The sequence below is a fragment of the Streptomyces hamibioticus genome (genome assembly GCF_047946815.1).
GTDB lineage: Bacteria > Actinomycetota > Actinomycetes > Streptomycetales > Streptomycetaceae > Streptomyces.
Genome location: NZ_JBKKQY010000001.1, coordinates 1,927,401 through 1,945,267, shown reverse-complemented (window position 1 = coordinate 1,945,267; position 17,867 = coordinate 1,927,401). Strand labels below are relative to the sequence as shown.

Here is a 17,867-nt window from a genome sequence, read left to right as displayed (position 1 = left end):
ATACTTGACAGGGTTGGGCCCGGAACTTCCGTTCCGGGCCCAACCCTTTTTTGTTGCCTGTCACTTGCAGTTCACGTTCCGCAACCACCATCCACCTCATGGGTACTGCAGCAATGCTCAGGGCCGCCGGCGTCGGAGTCGGGGACGAGGTCGTCGTGTCGGCCTTCGGGAAGGCGGAGATCGCGCAGGCCGTCGCGCTGGCGGGGGCTTTGCCGGTGTTCGCCGACATAGACCCGGTGACGTATTGCCTGGACCCGGCCGCCGTGGAGGCGGCCGTCGGTCCTCGCACGGCCGCGGTGGTCGCCGTACACCGGTTCGGTCGGCCGGCGGACATGGTGCGGCTGCACGACATCGGCGAGCGGCACGGGCTGCTGGTGCTGCAGGAACGGGAGTCCGAAGCTCCGCACGAGGAGATGGCGCAGCGTCGGCAGCGGGCCGCCTACCTCGACGCGAAGTTGCGCGGGGTGCGCACGCCGGACGGTGGTGTGGGGCACACCTATCAGCAGTACGTGGTGCGGGTGCCCGGGAACGGACGGCCGGACCGGGACGCGTTCGCGCGGGCCGTTCGCGGTCGGGGCGTCGATTGCCGGGTGCCGGTGAAGACGCCGGTGCACCGGCTGCCGGAGTTCCGGCGCTGCGTGGCGCTGCCGGAGACGGAGCGCGCTGCCGGGGAGACGCTCGCGCTGCCCGTGGACGCCTCGTTGACCAAGCGGGACATGCAGCGCATCGCCTCGGCGTGCAATGCGCTCGGGGGCCTTCTGGAGCCGGCGCTGTGACGGGCGCCGTGGTTGGGAGCACGGCTCTGTTCGGGGTATGATCTATTCCGTTGCCGCGGGGGAAACCTCGAAAAGGTGACAGGCCCCTATAGCTCAGTCGGCAGAGCGTCTCCATGGTAAGGAGAAGGTCAACGGTTCGATTCCGTTTGGGGGCTCCAGCTGAAAGGCCCCGCCCAATGGGCGGGGCCTTTCGCATGCCCGGGGACCGGGGGCAGGCCCCGTGCCCTTCAGTCCTTGTGCGGCTCCGGTACCCGCATCGCGAGGATCGCCATGTCGTCCGACGGGGCGTCCGACGCGAAGCGCTCCACCGCGCGCATGATGCGGGCCGCCACCGCGCCGGCGGTCAGGCCCGTGCAGGTGGTGAGGACGTCGGCGAGGCCGTCGTCGCCCAACATGCGGGAGCCCTCGCGGCGTTCGGTGACGCCGTCCGTGACACAGAGGAGGACGTCGCCCGGTTCGAGCGTGACCGTCTCCTCGTACAGCTCCAGGTCGTCGATGACGCCGAGGAGGGGCTGGGGTTCCGCGGCCGGTTCGACGGTGCCGTCCTGGCGGAGGCGGAGCGGGAGGGGATGGCCGGCGCAGACCACCCTCAGTTCCGCGCTGCCGTCCTCCTGGGGACGCATCTCGCCGTACAGGAGGGTGAGGAAGCGGCTGCGGGCGCCCTCGTCGAGGATCGCGGAGTTCAGGCGCTCCAGGACCGCCGGGCCGCTGAGGCCCTCCCGGGCCAGCAGGCGCAGGGCGTGCCGGGCGAGGCCGGTGACCGCCGCCGCGTTCGGGCCCGTACCGCAGACGTCGCCGATGGCGAAGCCGTAGGCGCCGTCGCTGATGGGGAAGAGGTCGTAGAAGTCGCCGCCGACCTCGTTGCCCTCGCCGGCCGCGCGGTAGATGACCTCGACCTCGACGCCCTCGATCTGGAGGAGCTCGGGGGGCAGGAGACTGCGCTGGAGGGCCTGGCTGATGGCGGTGCGCTCCGAGTACAGGCGGGCGTTGTCCAGGGCCAGGGCGGCACGGCGGGACAGGTCCTCGGCCAGTTCCAGGATCTCCTGGCGGAAGTGCTCGTCGGTGGGCTTGCCCAGGGTGAGCATGCCGATGACGCGGTTGCGGGCCACGAGGGGAAGGACCACCGTCTCGCCGCCTACGGCGGAGGCCGTGGTCAGCGTCGGGCCGATGCCCGGTGTCACCCGGTTGCTGGGGCCGCCGCTCAGGCCGAGGCTGCGCATCGAGCTGCGCAGGGCCGCCTGGTGGGCGACCTCGCGGGGGGCGTTCCAGACGCGGGCGCCCGGGGTGGGCACCGGGTCCGGCGGCGGCATCTTGGACAGCAGGGACTTGATGCCGTCGATGAGTTCCTCGTCCTCGTGCAGGACGTAGGAGAGGTACGGGTCCGAGGCCTGGTCGGCGATGGTGTAGACGGCACACCAGGTGGCCAGGGTCGGGACCGTCATCTGGGCCATCAGGGCCAGCGTCTGGTCGCGGTCGAGCGTGCCCGCGAGCAGGTCGGAGGCCTCGACGAGGAAGCTGAGCGAGCCGCGGCGCAGGCGTTCCAGTTCGCCGAGGCGGGCCGACTCGACGGCCAGGGCGATGCGGTCCGCGGCGAACTGGAGGCGGAGGGCCTCTTCGTTGGAGTAGCGGCCGGGGGCCTCCGCGGCGACGCCGAGGGAGCCGGTGAGGCGGCCCTCGACCTTGAGCGGGACGGTGACGACCGAGCGCATGCCCGTGCCGTTCAGCAGTGGTACCGCGCCGGGGACGATGGTGAGGTCCTCGTGGACGGCCGGCATGCGGGCGGAGCCGTAGCGGCCGGGGCCCGCCTCGACGGGGACGCGGGCGAACCGCTGGCGGGCGGAGGGCAGTCCGGTGGAGGCGCGGACCTCCAACTCCGTTTCGTCGTCGGTGGCCAGGAGGAGGAAGGCGGCGTCGGCGTCGAGCATGTCGCGGGCGCGTTCCACCGTGCGCTGAAGGAGACCGTCGAGGTCGTCCGGCGCGGGGGAACCGATGAACACCTCGAAGGGGTCGGTGTTCTGTCCCTCGGACGACGCGCCCGTGTCGGAGGACGGGACCCGCAGCGGTGTCTGGAGCACGGCCCGCTCGTGGTCCCGGACCAGCAGGCAGACGGTGGACGGCTCGCCACCGGTGTCGCGGACCCGGAGGTGGGACGCGTACACCGGGGTGACGCGGCCGTTGGCGCCGCGGATGCCGTAGCTGCCCTCCCAGCGGGACAGGCGCAGCGCCTCGGCGATGCCGGTGCTGGTGCCCGGGGTGTGCGGCCAGGCCGCGAGATCGGTCAGCGGCTTGCCGGTGACCTGCTCGGCCGGGTAGCCGAACAGCTCCTCGGCGTCCTCGTTCCACGCCGTGATGGCGCCGGTGCGGTCGATCTGGACGACGGCGACGCGGACCCGGCCGTCGGCGAGCGGGAGCAGGTCGGCCGGGAGGGAGGGCCCGGCGGCGCGGGTGCCGACCGGGCGCTCGGGCAGGTCGAGGTGGAACCAGACGTTCTTGTGGGTCGGGGCGTACTCGACGCCCCAGCGGGCGGCCAGCGCCGCGCACAGCTGCAGACCCCGGCCGCCCTCGCGGTCGGGGCTGCCCATGGTGGCGGGCGAGCCCTGGAGCGGGACCTCGCGCTCGGGGTAGCGGTCGGCCACCTCGATCCGTACGCCCTCGTCGCTGCGCAGGCAGACGACGTCGGCGGCGGTGCCGGCGTGCACCACGGCGTTGGTCACCAGTTCGCTGGTGAGCACCACGGCGTCGTCGACGATGTCGGCGTAGCCCCAGCCCTGGAGGGTGTCGCGGACGAAGGAGCGGGCGCTCGCCACCGATCGCCCGACGGGCTCGAAGCTGGCGGCCGCGCGCGCGGTGATCACAGAACTCCTCGTCCCTTTCTCTCCGGGCACGGTGTCAAGGCCGACCGGGTCGCGCCGCTGCTGCGGCAGGCCGCCCGTCGGCGTGGGCTCCGGGGGCTGTCCCCCCGGAATCAGTCCGGTGGTCATGTGGTCCGGCCGCCCCTCCGATGCCCGCTCGTATCCGTGCCACCGCCCAGGCCGGACGAACCGGCGCGGCTGGACAGCCGCATGCAAGGTTACTTACCTTCGCCGTCCATGCGGATGCCGGTCTGCAGTGTTTCCGCCCGGAGGGTGTGCGGACGATGTGCGAAGCTGCCGAACTGTTATGGCCTGGTACGGCCGGGGTGAAACACTGGGCAGGCTTTCTGTGAAGCTCCGGGCAGACTGAGTGCCGACCGCGTACGACGGGCAGCAGCCCTGGAGCGGCCCGGCAGGTCGGGCGGGAATGTCACAGAAGTACAGAAAATACGCGGTAGTAACCGGTACGCCGAGTGGTGATACCCGGGCACTGCAGTGACGGTCGATCCCTGCGGGAGGGACAAGTGGAGTCTGGCGCAGCGACGCGGGGCACGAAGACGCGCGCGAAGGGCGGACAGTCCCCAAGCACTCAGGGCAAACCGAGCAATCAGGGCAAAACCCGCGGTGGGACCACGGCCGTGGACACCGCGGCCCTGAACCGGCTGCTGGCGGCCCTGGTGTCCATGCGGGACGGGAACTTCCGCAAGCGGCTCACGGTGTCCGGGGACGGCGTGATGTCGGAGATCGCGGCCGTGTTCAACGAGGTGGCCGACCGCAATCTGCATCTGACGGGTGAGCTGGCGCGGGTGCGGCGCATGGTCGGACGTGAGGGAAAACTCACGGAACGGCTGGAGACCGGCGCCTGTGAGGGCTCCTGGTCGACGGCGATCGACAATTCCAACGCGCTCGTGGACGACCTCGTACGCCCCGTCGCGGAGGTCAGCCGGGTGCTGTCGGCGGTGGCCGACGGTGACCTGTCGCCCCGTATGGAGCTGCGGACGCCGGCGCCGGAGGGGGCGGCCGGGCATCCGCTGCGCGGTGAGTTCCTGAAGGTCGGCCGGACCGTGAACAACCTGGTCGACCAGTTGTCGTCGTTCACGGACGAGGTCACCCGCGTGGCCAGCGAGGTGGGCACCGAGGGCAAGCTGGGCGGTCAGGCCCGGGTGCGCGGTATGTCCGGTTCGTGGAAGGATCTCACGGACTCCGTGAACACGATGGCCTACCGGCTGACGGCGCAGGTGCGGGACATCGCGCTGGTGACCACGGCGGTCGCCAAGGGCGATCTGTCGCGCAAGGTCACGGTGCACGTGGCCGGCGAGATGCTGGAGCTGAAGAACACCGTCAACACGATGGTGGACCAGCTCTCGGCGTTCTCCTCCGAGGTGACGCGGGTCGCGCGCGAGGTGGGCACCGAGGGTGCGCTCGGCGGTCAGGCCCAGGTGCCCGGGGTGGCCGGCGTGTGGAAGGAGCTGACCGACTCCGTCAACACGATGGCCGGGAACCTCACGGCCCAGGTGCGCGGGATCGCCGAGGTGACCACGGCGGTCGCCAACGGTGATCTGTCGCGGAAGGTGACCGTGCCGGCGCGCGGCGAGGTGGCGCAGCTCGCGGACACCATCAACCAGATGACCGAGACGCTGCGGATCTTCGCGGACGAGGTCACGCGCGTGGCGAACGAGGTCGGAGCCGAGGGGCGGCTCGGCGGGCAGGCGAACGTGCCGGGTGCCGCCGGGACCTGGAAGGACCTCACCGACTCGGTCAACACCGTCTTCCGGAACCTGACCACGCAGGTGCGGGACATCGCCGCGGTGACGACGGCGGTGGCCAACGGTGATCTGTCGCAGAAGGTCACCGTGGACGTGGCCGGCGAGATGCTGGAGCTGAAGAACACCGTCAACACGATGGTGGACCAGCTCTCCGCCTTCGGTGCCGAGGTCACGCGCGTGGCGCGCGAGGTCGGTGTCGAGGGTGAGCTGGGCGGTCAGGCTCAGGTGCCGGGAGCGGCGGGGACCTGGAAGGACCTCACCGACTCGGTCAACACGGCGTTCCGGAACCTCACCGGACAGGTGAGGAACATCGCCCAGGTGACCACGGCGGTGGCCAACGGTGATCTGTCGCAGAAGGTCACCGTCGACGTCTCCGGCGAGATGCTCCAGCTGAAGAACACCGTGAACACCATGGTGGACCAGCTCTCCAGCTTCGCCGACCAGGTCACCCGGATGGCCCGGGACGTGGGTACGGAGGGCCGCCTCGGCGGTCAGGCCCGCGTGGACGGCGTGTCGGGCACGTGGAAGGAGCTGACGGACTCCGTCAACTCCATGGCGTCCAACCTGACCGGTCAGGTGCGCAACATCGCGCAGGTGACGACGGCCGTGGCGCGCGGTGACCTGTCCCAGAAGATCGACGTGGACGCGCGCGGGGAGATCCTGGAGCTGAAGAACACCATCAACACGATGGTGGACCAGCTGTCCTCCTTCGCCGAGCAGGTCACCCGGGTGGCCCGTGAGGTGGGTACGGAGGGCCGCCTCGGCGGTCAGGCGCAGGTGCCCGGTGTCGCCGGTGTGTGGCGCGACCTGACCGATTCGGTGAACGGCATGGCCGGCAACCTGACCGCCCAGGTGCGCAACATCGCGCAGGTCGCGACCGCGGTGGCGCGCGGTGACCTGTCCCAGAAGATCACCGTGGACGCGCGCGGGGAGATCCTGGAGCTGAAGAACACCCTGAACACGATGGTGGACCAGCTGTCGTCGTTCGCCCAGGAGGTCACGAGGGTGGCCCGTGAGGTGGGTACGGAGGGCATCCTCGGCGGCCAGGCCGAGGTGCAGGGGGTCTCCGGCACCTGGAAGGACCTCACGCAGTCCGTGAACGGCATGGCGAACAACCTGACCATGCAGGTCCGCAACATCGCCGAGGTCACCACCGCGGTCGCCAAGGGCGACCTGTCGAAGAAGATCACCGTCGACGCCAAGGGCGAGATCCTCGAACTGGTGACGACCGTGAACACGATGGTCGACCAGCTGTCGTCGTTCGCCGAGCAGGTCACGCGCGTGGCGCGCGAGGTGGGCACCGAGGGCATCCTGGGCGGCCAGGCGCACGTGCCCGGCGTGGTGGGCATCTGGAAGGACCTCAGCGACAACGTCAACCTGATGGCCAAGAACCTCACCGTCCAGGTGCGGAACATCTCCCAGGTGGCCGCCGCGGTCGCCAACGGCGACCTGACGCGGACGGTGACGATCGAGGCGCGCGGTGAGGTCGTGCAGCTCGCCGAGACGTTCAACACCATGGTCAAGACGCTGAGTTCGTTCGCCGACCAGGTCACCAAGGTGGCCCGCGAGGTGGGCACGGACGGCATCCTGGGCGGCCAGGCGCACGTGCCGGGCGTGGCGGGCACCTGGAAGGACCTCACCGAGTCGGTGAACCAGATGGCGTCCAACCTGACCGGTCAGGTGCGCAACATCGCCATGGTCACCACCGCCATCGCGAAGGGCGATCTGACCAAGAAGATCGACATCGACGCGCGCGGCGAGATCCTGGAGCTGAAGACGACCATCAACACCATGGTCGACCAGCTGTCCTCCTTCGCCGAGGAGGTCACCCGCGTGGCCCGTGAGGTGGGTACCGAGGGACAGCTCGGCGGGCAGGCACGCGTGCGTGACGTCGACGGCACCTGGCGGGACCTGACGGAGTCCGTGAACGAGATGGCCGGGAACCTGACCCGGCAGGTGCGTGCCATCGCACGCGTGGCGACCGCGGTGACCCGCGGTGACCTGAACCTGAAGATCGACGTGGACGCCTCCGGGGAGATCCAGGAACTTCAGGACTACATCAACAAGATGATCGCCAACCTGCGCGACACCACGATCGCCAACAAGGAGCAGGACTGGCTCAAGGGCAACCTCGCCCGGATCTCCGCGCTGATGCAGGGCCGGCGGGACCTCCAGGACGTGGCCTCGCTGATCATGAGCGAGCTGACCCCGGTGGTCTCCGCGCAGCACGGCGCGTTCTTCCTCGCCATGCCGCTGGTCGACGGCCAGGAACTCGCGACCGCCCAGGAGGACCAGTACGAACTGCGCATGCTCGGGTCTTACGGCTACTCCATGGGATCCATGCCGACGGCGTTCCGGCCCGGTGAGGCGCTGGTCGGCACGGCCGCGCAGGAGAAGCGCACGATCCTGGTGGAGAACGCGCCCAGCGGGTACCTGAAGATCTCCTCCGGGCTCGGGGAGGCTCCGCCCGCCCAGGTGATCGTCCTGCCGGTGCTGTTCGAGGGGAAGGTGCTCGGCGTCATCGAGCTGGCGTCGTTCACGCCGTTCACGCAGATCCAGAAGGACTTCCTCAACCAGATCGCCGAGATGATCGCGACCAGCGTCAACACCATCTCCGTCAACACCAAGACGGAGGTGCTGCTGAAGCAGTCGCAGGAGCTGACCGAACAGCTGCGGGAGCGGTCGGAGGAACTGGAGCAGCGGCAGAAGGCCCTCCAGGCGTCCAACGCCGAACTGGAGGAGAAGGCCGAGCTGCTGGCCCAGCAGAACCGCGACATCGAGGTGAAGAACACCGAGATCGAAGAGGCCCGGCAGGTCCTGGAGGAGCGCGCCGAGCAGCTCGCGGTCTCCATGCGCTACAAGAGCGAGTTCCTGGCCAACATGTCGCACGAGCTGCGTACGCCGCTCAACTCGCTGCTGATTCTGGCCAAGTTGCTCGCCGACAACGCCGAGGGAAATCTTTCTCCGAAGCAGGTCGAGTTCGCCGAGACCATCCACGGCGCCGGTTCCGACCTGCTCCAGCTGATCAACGACATCCTCGACCTGTCGAAGGTCGAGGCGGGTAAGATGGACGTCTCCCCGACGCGCATCGCGCTCGTGCAGCTCGTCGACTACGTGGAGGCCACCTTCCGGCCGCTGACCGCGGAGAAGGGCCTGGACCTGTCGGTGCGGGTCTCGCCGGAGCTGCCGGCCACGCTGCACACCGACGAGCAGCGGCTGCTCCAGGTGCTGCGGAACCTGCTGTCCAACGCGGTGAAGTTCACCGACTCCGGATCGGTCGAGCTGGTCATCCGGCCGGCCCGGGACGACGTCCCGCAGGGCATCCGGGAGCAGCTGCTCGAGGCCGGTTCGCTGACCGACCCGAACGCCGAGCTGATCGCGTTCTCGGTGACCGACACCGGCATCGGGATCGCGGCCAGCAAGATGCGGGTGATCTTCGAGGCGTTCAAGCAGGCAGACGGCACCACCAGCCGCAAGTACGGCGGTACGGGTCTGGGGCTGTCGATCTCCCGGGAGATCGCGCAACTGCTCGGCGGCGAGATCCACGCGCAGAGCGAGCCGGGCCGCGGCTCCACGTTCACGCTGTACCTGCCGCTGCACCCGAGCGAGCTGCCCCCGCACGGGTATGTGCAGCCGGTGAGCCCGCTGGAGCCCGGGCCCCTGGTGGTCTCCTCGGCCGGTGCGGCCGAGGCGGCCGGGGCGCCGGACGCGGAGGCCGAGACGCCGGCCGAGGTGAAGCCGTACCAGGAGACCCGGAACGGCGCCGCGGCGCTGTTCCGGCGCCGCCGCCATGCGCTGCCGGAGGCCGAGCCGCGTCTGGCGCCGCAGCCGGAGCAGTGGCCGTCCGCCGCGGAGCAGGAGGCGGCGCCGAGGCCGAGCCGCGGCATCCGGTTCGGCGGCGAGAAGGTGCTGATCGTCGACGACGACATCCGCAACGTGTTCGCGCTCACCAGCGTGCTGGAGCAGCACGGTCTGTCCGTGCTGTACGCGGAGAACGGGCGCGAGGGCATCGAGGTGCTGGAGCAGCACGAGGACGTGGCGGTCGTCCTGATGGACATCATGATGCCCGAGATGGACGGGTACGCGACGACCACGGCGATCCGCCGGATGCCCCAGTTCGCCGGGCTGCCGATCATCGCGCTGACCGCCAAGGCGATGAAGGGCGACCGGGAGAAGGCGATCGAGTCGGGTGCCTCCGACTACGTGACCAAGCCGGTCGACCCCGACCACCTGCTGACGGTCATGGAGCAGTGGACGCGGGGGGCGTGAACGGTACGGTTCGGGGGCGTGCGAACGTGGTGTGTGCGAACGTGACGGGAAGGCGCGCGGCGCACGCGGAGTTGCTGGCTCGGTGTGCCCGAAGCCGTGTAGAGAGACGGGATTCGGGGAACCTTCTGGTCCCCCACCGCGTTTCTGCTACGTGCACAGTGACATCGCGGTGACAGGGTGTGGTGACGAGCGGGGTGCGGCTACGATGACCGGCACAAGGACGGGCGGCGCAAGGGAGTCGTCCCCAGGAGCGGCGCCCGTCGGCGCCGCGCCAAGTCCTGCGGACAGGGGAGGCCCCACGCCGGGGCGAGGAGGGCGGGCCATGGTGCAGAAGGCCAAGATCCTCCTGGTCGATGACCGGCCGGAGAATCTGCTGGCGCTGGAGGCGATCCTCTCTGCGCTCGATCAGACGCTGGTGCGGGCATCGTCCGGGGAGGAAGCGCTCAAAGCACTGCTCACGGACGACTTCGCGGTCATCCTGCTGGATGTCCAGATGCCGGGCATGGACGGTTTCGAGACCGCCGCCCACATCAAGCGGCGGGAGCGGACCAGGGACATCCCGATCATCTTCCTCACCGCGATCAACCACGGCCCGCACCACACCTTCCGCGGGTACGCGGCGGGCGCGGTGGACTACATCTCCAAGCCGTTCGACCCGTGGGTGCTGCGCGCGAAGGTCTCGGTCTTCGTCGAGCTCTACATGAAGAACTGCCAGCTGCGGGAGCAGGCGGCGCTGCTGCGGCTCCAGTTGGAGGGCGGGGGCGACAAGCCCGAGGCGGGCGAGGCCAAGGAGTCGGCCGGGCTGCTCGCCGAGCTGTCGGCACGGCTCGCGGCCGTCGAGGAGCAGGCCGAGGCGCTGTCCAAGCAGCTGGGCGACGAGTCCACGGACGCCGCCGCGGTGGCCACGGCGGCCCATCTGGAGCGCAAGCTCACGGGGCTGAGGCGGGCGCTGGACGCGCTGGAGCCCGGTTCCTCGGGAGGGCAGGCCGCGGTCAACTGAGGCCGTCGGTGCGGTTCGGCGCATGGCCGTCGGTGCGGTCGGCGTGTGGCCGTCGGGCGTTCGGTCCGTGGGCCCTCGGGGCGGTCGGACCGAGGCTGCCGATGAGGTCCCGTCAGCGGCTGTACCGGACGCGTCAGTTCCGCTCCCAGGAGGAGACGACACGAACGGGTGAAGCAGTAGGCACACGTGTCCGCCGTCGTCTCCACCGGTAACCTCACACCCATGGCCTCACGTCCCTCCGCAGCCAAGAAGCAGCCCGCCAAGAAGGCGGCTCCCGCGAAGGCTCCGGCGAAGAAGGCCGTTGCGAAGAAGGCCCCCGCCAAGAAGGCGCCCGCCAAGAAGGCCGCGGCGAAAAAGCCCGCGACCAAACCGGCACCCAGCCCCACCGGGGGCGTCTACCGCCTCGTACGCGCCCTCTGGCTCGGCCTCGCGCACGCCGTCGGCGCCGTCTTCCGCGGCATAGGGCAGGGCGCCAAGAACCTCGACCCGGCGCACCGCAAGGACGGCGTCGCCCTGCTGCTGCTCGCCGTCGCGCTGATCGTCGCCGCGGGCACCTGGGCCGACCTCAAGGGACCCGTCGGCGACCTGGTCGAGATCCTGGTCACCGGCGCGTTCGGCCGGATCGACCTGCTGGTGCCGATCCTGGTCGCGGTCATCGCCGTGCGGTTCATCCGGCACCCGGAGAAGCCCGAGGCCAACGGGCGGATCGTGATCGGCCTGTCCGCGCTCGTCATCGGCGTGCTCGGCCAGGTCCACATCGCCTGCGGCTCGCCCGCCCGCGGCGACGGCATGCAGGCCATAAGGGACGCCGGCGGCCTCATCGGCTGGGCGGCGGCGACCCCGCTGTCGTACACGATGACCGACGTCCTGGCCGTGCCGCTGCTCGTCCTGCTCACCGTGTTCGGGCTGCTGGTCGTCACCGCCACGCCGGTCAACGCCGTCCCGCAGCGGCTGCGGCAGCTCGGCGTGCGGCTCGGCCTGATCGGCGACCCGGCGGCGGAGGTCACCGACGACGACGAGCGGTACGAGGAGCAGTGGCGCGAGGCGCTGCCCGCCCGGTCCCACAAGCGCGGGGCCCCGGCCCCCGAGGCGTACGACCCCGACGCCGTCGAACAGGAGGCGCTCGCCCGGCGTCGCGGTCGGCCCCGGCGCTCCGCCGTGCCGCAGCCCGACATGGACCGGCCGATGGACGCCGTGGACGTCGCCGCGGCCGCCGCCGCCGCGCTCGACGGCGCCGTCCTGCACGGGATGCCGCCGTCGCCGCTGGTCGCCGATCTCACCCAGGGCGTGCAGACGGGGGACCGCGAGCCGGCGACGCCGACCCCGACGCCCGTGCCGTCGGCCCGGCCGCAGCCGCGCAGGCCGCGGCAGGAGAAGCCGCACCAGGAGAAGTTCTCCGGTGAGGTCCCCGACCTCACCAAGACCCCGCCCGCCCAGGAACGCGAGCTGCCCTCGCGCGCCGAGCAGCTCCAGCTGTCCGGCGACATCACCTACGCCCTGCCGTCCCTGGACCTCCTCACGCGCGGGGGCCCCGGCAAGGCGCGCAGCGCCGCCAACGACGCCATCGTCGAGTCGCTGACCACCGTCTTCACCGAGTTCAAGGTCGACGCCCGGGTCACCGGCTTCACCCGCGGCCCGACGGTCACGCGGTACGAGGTGGAGCTCGGTCCCGCCGTGAAGGTGGAGCGGATCACCGCGCTGACCAAGAACATCGCGTACGCCGTCGCCAGTCCGGACGTACGGATCATCAGCCCGATCCCCGGCAAGTCCGCGGTCGGCATCGAGATCCCCAACACCGACCGGGAGATGGTCAACCTCGGCGACGTGCTGCGGCTCGCGGAGTCCGCCGAGGACGACGACCCGATGCTGGTCGCCTTCGGCAAGGACGTCGAGGGCGGCTACGTCATGCACTCGCTGGCGAAGATGCCGCACATGCTGGTCGCCGGCGCCACCGGCTCCGGCAAGTCGTCCTGCATCAACTGCCTGATCACCTCGATCATGATGCGGGCGACCCCGGAGGACGTCCGCATGATCCTGGTCGACCCCAAGCGCGTCGAGCTGACCGTCTACGAGGGCATTCCGCACCTGATCACGCCGATCATCACCAACCCCAAGCGGGCAGCCGAGGCGCTCCAGTGGGTGGTCCGCGAGATGGACCTGCGCTACGACGACCTGGCCGCCTACGGCTACCGGCACATCGACGACTTCAACCGGGCGGTGCGCGAGGGCAAGGTCAAGCCGCCCGAGGGCAGCGAGCGCGAGCTCCAGCCGTACCCGTACCTGCTGGTGATCGTCGACGAGCTGGCCGACCTGATGATGGTCGCCCCGCGCGACGTCGAGGACGCGATCGTGCGGATCACGCAGCTCGCGCGCGCGGCCGGCATCCACCTGATCCTCGCCACGCAGCGGCCGTCCGTCGACGTGGTCACCGGCCTGATCAAGGCGAACGTGCCCTCCCGGCTGGCCTTCGCCACCTCCTCGCTGGCCGACTCGCGCGTCATCCTCGACCAGCCCGGCGCCGAGAAGCTGATCGGCAAGGGCGACGGGCTGTTCCTGCCGATGGGCGCGAACAAGCCGACGCGTATGCAGGGCGCCTTCGTGACCGAGGAGGAGGTCGCGGCCGTCGTCCGTCACTGCAAGGACCAGATGGCGCCCGTCTTCCGGGACGACGTCGTCGTCGGCACCAAGCAGAAGAAGGAGATCGACGAGGACATCGGCGACGACCTCGACCTGCTGTGCCAGGCCGCCGAACTGGTCGTCTCCACGCAGTTCGGATCGACGTCCATGCTCCAGCGCAAGCTGCGCGTCGGCTTCGCCAAGGCAGGGCGGCTGATGGACCTCATGGAGTCACGGAACATCGTCGGGCCCAGCGAAGGCTCAAAGGCTCGTGACGTTCTTGTGAAGCCTGACGAGCTGGATGGCGTGCTCGCGATGATCCGGGGGGAGTCTGAGGGGTAGGGGAACAGGACACGGTGATCGTCTCGCCGGGTGGCGGCCGCGCGGTGGCCGTGTCGCTGTCGTGACCCACCCGTTAGGGATCATTGAGCAACCGTTTCCCCGAGGCGTACGTCAAGTTGAGGGAAGAGACAAACAGGTAGTCCACCATCGGCGTGTCGGGCCATTCCGATGGCGTACAAAGTCCGACCGCCCGGTTGCCCCACCCATTCGTACCCCCCCTAGACTGAACCTCCAGCACAGGCGGCTATACGCTCGAAAGGCGCCCCCGTGTCCATCGGCAACTCCCCTGAAGACGAGCGTCCGTTCGACAACGTGTCCGAAGACGTTTCCGAGGAAGCCCGCCCCTCCATCGGTCGTGCCCTCCGACAGGCGCGGATCGCCGCCGGGCTGACCGTCGACGACATCAGCAGCGCCACCCGGGTCCGTATCGCCATTGTGCACGCCATCGAGGCCGACGACTTCGGCCCCTGCGGCGGGGACGTCTACGCCCGCGGACACATCCGCACCCTGGCCAGGGCCGTCGGTCTCGACCCCGAGCCGCTGATCGAGCAGTACGGCGCCGAGCACGGCGGGCGTCCGGCCCCGACGCCGGCCGCTCCGCTGTTCGAGGCGGAGCGCATCCGGCCCGAGCGGCGCGGGCCCAACTGGACCGCCGCGATGGTCGCGGCGATCGTCGCGGTGATCGGTTTCGTCGGCTTCACGATGGTCAAGGGCGACGACGGCGGTTCCGAGGCGAACGTCGCCGAGGGCTCCGTGCCGTCGGCGAGCGAGTCGTCCTCGCCGAGCGCCAAGCCGAAGAAGCCCGCCGACCCCAAGCCCGACCCGACCGACAGCGCCATCGCCGCCGCGCCGCGGGACAAGGTGACCGTCCAGGTGAGCGCCACCGGCGACGGCAGCTGGGTCTCCGCCAAGGACCACAACGGCCGGCTGCTCTACGACGGTCTGCTCAGGAAGGGCCAGAGCAAGACCTTCCAGGACGACTCCAAGATCAGCCTCGTCCTCGGCGACGCGGGCGACGTCCAGCTGCACGTCAACGGCAAGAAGATCGACGACTTCGAGCCGGGCGCAGTGGAGCGCCTGACCTACACCAAGGGCGACCCGCAGGTCGGATAAGGGCGGCCTGAAGGAGCGAGTCAGTGCGGGGTTGGCCAAGATCGGCCAACCCCGTCGACGTGGGCTGTCGGTGGGACGAAGTAGTCTTGAGCCCATGCCTGAACGCCGTACCGTCGCACTCGTCACCCTTGGCTGCGCCCGTAACGAGGTGGACTCGGAGGAGCTCGCAGGCCGTTTGGAGGCGGACGGCTGGCAGCTCGTGGAGGACGCCGAGGACGCGGACGTCGCCGTCGTGAACACCTGCGGCTTCGTCGAGGCCGCCAAGAAGGACTCCGTCGACGCCCTCCTGGAGGCCAACGATCTCAAGGGCCACGGCAGAACACGGGCCGTGGTGGCAGTGGGCTGCATGGCCGAGCGGTACGGCAAGGAACTCGCCGAGGCCCTCCCCGAGGCCGACGGCGTGCTCGGCTTCGACGACTACACCGACATCTCCGACCGGCTCCAGACCATCCTCAGCGGCGGTATCCACGCCGCGCACACCCCGCGCGACCGGCGCAAGCTGCTGCCGATCAGCCCCGCCGAGCGGCAGCAGGCCGGGGCGTCCGTCGCCCTGCCCGGGCACGGCCCGGCCACCCCGGAGGACGGCGGTCAGCAGCTCCAGGACCTCCCGGAGGGCCTCGCTCCGGCCTCCGGGCCCCGAGCACCGCTGCGCCGCCGGCTGGACGGTTCCCCGGTCGCCTCGGTCAAGCTCGCCTCCGGCTGCGACCGGCGCTGCACCTTCTGCGCCATCCCCTCCTTCCGCGGCTCCTTCATCTCGCGTCGCCCGAGCGACGTGCTGAACGAGACGCGGTGGCTGGCCGAGCAGGGCGTCAAGGAGATCATGCTGGTCTCCGAGAACAACACCTCCTACGGCAAGGACCTCGGCGACATCCGGCTGCTGGAGTCCCTGCTGCCCGAGCTGGCCGGGGTCGACGGCATCGAACGGGTGCGCGTCAGCTACCTCCAGCCCGCCGAGATGCGTCCGGGCCTGATCGACGTACTGACCTCCACCCCGAAGGTCGCCCCCTACTTCGACCTCTCCTTCCAGCACTCCGCGCCGAACGTGCTGCGGGCCATGCGCCGCTTCGGCGACACCGACCGGTTCCTGGAACTGCTCGACACCATCCGTGCCAAGGCCCCCGAGGCCGGCGTGCGCTCCAACTTCATCGTCGGCTTCCCCGGTGAGTCCGAGGCCGACCTCGCCGAGCTGGAGCGGTTCCTGAACCACGCGCGGCTGGACGCCATCGGTGTCTTCGGCTACTCCGACGAGGAGGGCACGGAAGCGGCCGGTTACGACGACAAGCTCGACGAGGACGTCGTCGCCGAGCGGTTGGCACGTGTCTCGCGGCTGGCCGAGGAACTCGTCTCGCAGCGGGCGGAGGAGCGGGTGGGCTCCACCGTGCGCGTGCTCGTGGAGTCCGCCGACGAGTCCGCCGACGAGGGCGAGGGCGTGTACGGCCGCGGAGCCCACCAGGCCCCGGAGACGGACGGCCAGGTGCTGCTCACGAGCGGCGAGGGTTTGAGTGTCGGTCGTATGGTCGACGCGAAGGTGGTCGGTACGGAAGGTGTCGACCTGGTGGCCGAGCCGCTGCGGGGCTCGCTCGCGTGGACTGAGGAGGCGGACAGATGACCGGAGTACCGGCGTCCGCGGCGGGAGGCTCCTCCGGCGCGCGGAGGGCCGTCCCACGCGCGGCATCCGGGGCGACCGCGCACGGAGCGGCGGAGCGCAGGGCCTCGGGCGGCGCCGAACGCGCGGTCTCCGGAGGCGGCGCCGAGCCGGGCCGCGCCGGGCGTGGGGCCGGGGACACTCCCGCACGCGGCGGCGGGCGGGATGCGACCGCGCGCGGTGACGCCGAGGCGGAGGCCGCCGGCGGCCGGGACCGGGATGCCGGGCCGCGTGCCGGGGGCGCTGCCGGGTCCGCGGCGGCCGACGTGCCCGGTGGCAGGCCCGCGCGGAGCGGGAAGATCGCTGCCGCCGCCGTCAACCAGGCCAGCGTCTGGAACGTCGCGAACCTGCTGACGATGCTCCGGCTGATTCTGGTGCCGGCGTTCGTCCTGCTGATGCTCGGCAACGGCGGGTACGACCCGGCGTGGCGCTCCTTCGCCTGGGCGGCCTTCGCCATCGCCATGATCACCGACCTCTTCGACGGGCATCTGGCGCGCAGGTACAACCTGGTCACCGACTTCGGCAAGATCGCCGATCCCATCGCCGACAAGGCGATCATGGGGGCGGCGCTGATCTGTCTCTCCGCGCTGGGCGAGCTGCCGTGGTGGGTGACGGCCGTCATCCTCGGCCGGGAGCTCGGCATCACCCTGCTGCGTTTCGTGGTCATCCGGTACGGCGTCATCCCCGCGAGCCGGGGCGGCAAGCTCAAGACGCTCACCCAGGGCGTCGCCGTCGGCATGTACGTACTGGCGCTCACGGGTCCGCTGGCCACCCTGCGCTTCTGGGTGATGGCGGTGGCCGTCGTGCTGACCGTGGTGACCGGTCTGGACTACGTGAAACAGGCCATTGTGCTGCGCAGGCGGGGAATGGCCGAGCGCAGGGCGGCGTTGAAGGAGACGGAAGCTTGAGTTCCCCGGCCGCCGATGTGGTGCGACTACTGACGGTGAAGGGCAGGACCCTGGCGGTCGCCGAGTCGCTGACCGGTGGCCTGGTCGCCGCGGAGATCACGTCCGTTCCCGGCGCCTCCAAGGTGTTCCGGGGTTCGGTCACCGCCTACGCCACGGAGCTCAAGCACCGGCTGCTCGGCGTCGACGCCACCCTGCTGGCGGCGCGAGGTGCGGTGAATCCGCAGGTCGCCGCGCAGATGGCGGTCGGTGTGCGGAAGGCGCTGGGCGCCGACTGGGGCCTTGCGACCACGGGTGTCGCCGGCCCCGATCCGCAGGACGGCCAGCCCGTCGGGACGGTCTACGTGGCGGTGGACGGGCCCGCGGAAGCGGGTTCCGGTTCCGCCTCTGGCGGAAAAGTGGAGGCATTGCGGTTGAACGGCGACCGCGCGGACATTCGTATGGAGAGTGTACGGAGCGTACTCGCACTGCTCCTGAAGGAGCTTGCGGACGAACAGACCGGGAATGAGCGGGCACAGGATACGGAACAGCACGGGGGGTTTTGATGTTTGCAGCCCTGAGTGAACACGACATCGCTCCCCGC

Annotated in this window: 9 protein-coding genes and 1 tRNA gene; 9 read left to right on the top strand and 1 reads right to left on the bottom strand. The window is 70.4% G+C overall.

The genetic code is table 11. The features are described 5' to 3' along the window. Nucleotides 1–113: 113 nt before the first annotated feature. Complete coding sequence (locus tag ACLGIH_RS08635; RefSeq protein ID WP_416529320.1) at nt 114–776, top strand: DegT/DnrJ/EryC1/StrS family aminotransferase; 663 nt, start codon at nt 114–116, stop codon at nt 774–776. An 82-nt stretch (nt 777–858) separates the two neighbouring features. Further along, a tRNA-Thr gene (locus tag ACLGIH_RS08630) sits at nt 859–934 on the top strand. A 69-nt stretch (nt 935–1,003) separates the two neighbouring features. Here ACLGIH_RS08630 and ACLGIH_RS08625 read toward each other — a convergent pair. Continuing rightward, nucleotides 1,004–3,757 (bottom strand): SpoIIE family protein phosphatase, encoded by a 2,754-nt coding sequence (locus ACLGIH_RS08625; protein ID WP_416524644.1) that lies wholly within the window; start codon nt 3,755–3,757, stop codon nt 1,004–1,006. A 395-nt stretch (nt 3,758–4,152) separates the two neighbouring features. On the opposite strand from ACLGIH_RS08625, the gene ACLGIH_RS08620 reads away from it, so the two are divergent. From ACLGIH_RS08620 to ACLGIH_RS08590, 7 genes are all read left to right on the top strand, one after another. Continuing rightward, complete coding sequence (locus ACLGIH_RS08620) at nt 4,153–9,663, top strand: HAMP domain-containing protein (RefSeq protein ID WP_416524643.1); 5,511 nt, start codon at nt 4,153–4,155, stop codon at nt 9,661–9,663. Nucleotides 9,664–9,985: 322 nt separating this feature from the next. Next, nucleotides 9,986–10,663: a response regulator gene (locus ACLGIH_RS08615; protein ID WP_416524642.1), complete on the top strand. Its 678-nt coding sequence runs from the start codon at nt 9,986–9,988 to the stop codon at nt 10,661–10,663. 222 nt (nt 10,664–10,885) lie between these two features. After that, nucleotides 10,886–13,621: a DNA translocase FtsK gene (locus ACLGIH_RS08610; protein WP_416524641.1), complete on the top strand. Its 2,736-nt coding sequence runs from the start codon at nt 10,886–10,888 to the stop codon at nt 13,619–13,621. Between the two features lie 267 nt (nt 13,622–13,888). Continuing rightward, nucleotides 13,889–14,734, top strand: a complete 846-nt coding sequence (locus tag ACLGIH_RS08605; protein WP_416524640.1) for a helix-turn-helix domain-containing protein — start codon at nt 13,889–13,891, stop codon at nt 14,732–14,734. 94 nt (nt 14,735–14,828) lie between these two features. Further along, entirely contained in the window at nt 14,829–16,343 is a 1,515-nt protein-coding gene (rimO, locus tag ACLGIH_RS08600; RefSeq protein WP_416524639.1) for a 30S ribosomal protein S12 methylthiotransferase RimO, read from the top strand. After that, nucleotides 16,340–17,287, top strand: coding sequence for a CDP-diacylglycerol--glycerol-3-phosphate 3-phosphatidyltransferase (pgsA, locus tag ACLGIH_RS08595; RefSeq protein ID WP_416524638.1), 948 nt, complete (start codon nt 16,340–16,342; stop codon nt 17,285–17,287). The genes rimO and pgsA overlap by 4 nt, the downstream gene beginning before the upstream one ends. After that, nucleotides 17,284–17,829, top strand: coding sequence for a CinA family protein (locus ACLGIH_RS08590; protein ID WP_416524637.1), 546 nt, complete (start codon nt 17,284–17,286; stop codon nt 17,827–17,829). The genes pgsA and ACLGIH_RS08590 overlap by 4 nt, the downstream gene beginning before the upstream one ends. The last annotated feature ends 38 nt before the right edge of the window (nt 17,830–17,867 follow it).

Bases quoted from the DNA above. Each gene is read 5' to 3' on its own strand.
- ACLGIH_RS08635 (WP_416529320.1), top strand. From the start codon at position 114: ATGCTCAGGGCCGCCGGCGTCGGAGTCGGGGACGAGGTCGTCGTGTCG.
- ACLGIH_RS08625 (WP_416524644.1), bottom strand. From the start codon at position 3,757: ATGACCACCGGACTGATTCCGGGGGGACAGCCCCCGGAGCCCACGCCG.
- ACLGIH_RS08615 (WP_416524642.1), top strand. From the start codon at position 9,986: ATGGTGCAGAAGGCCAAGATCCTCCTGGTCGATGACCGGCCGGAGAAT.
- ACLGIH_RS08610 (WP_416524641.1), top strand. From the start codon at position 10,886: ATGGCCTCACGTCCCTCCGCAGCCAAGAAGCAGCCCGCCAAGAAGGCG.
- rimO (WP_416524639.1), top strand. From the start codon at position 14,829: ATGCCTGAACGCCGTACCGTCGCACTCGTCACCCTTGGCTGCGCCCGT.
- pgsA (WP_416524638.1), top strand. From the start codon at position 16,340: ATGACCGGAGTACCGGCGTCCGCGGCGGGAGGCTCCTCCGGCGCGCGG.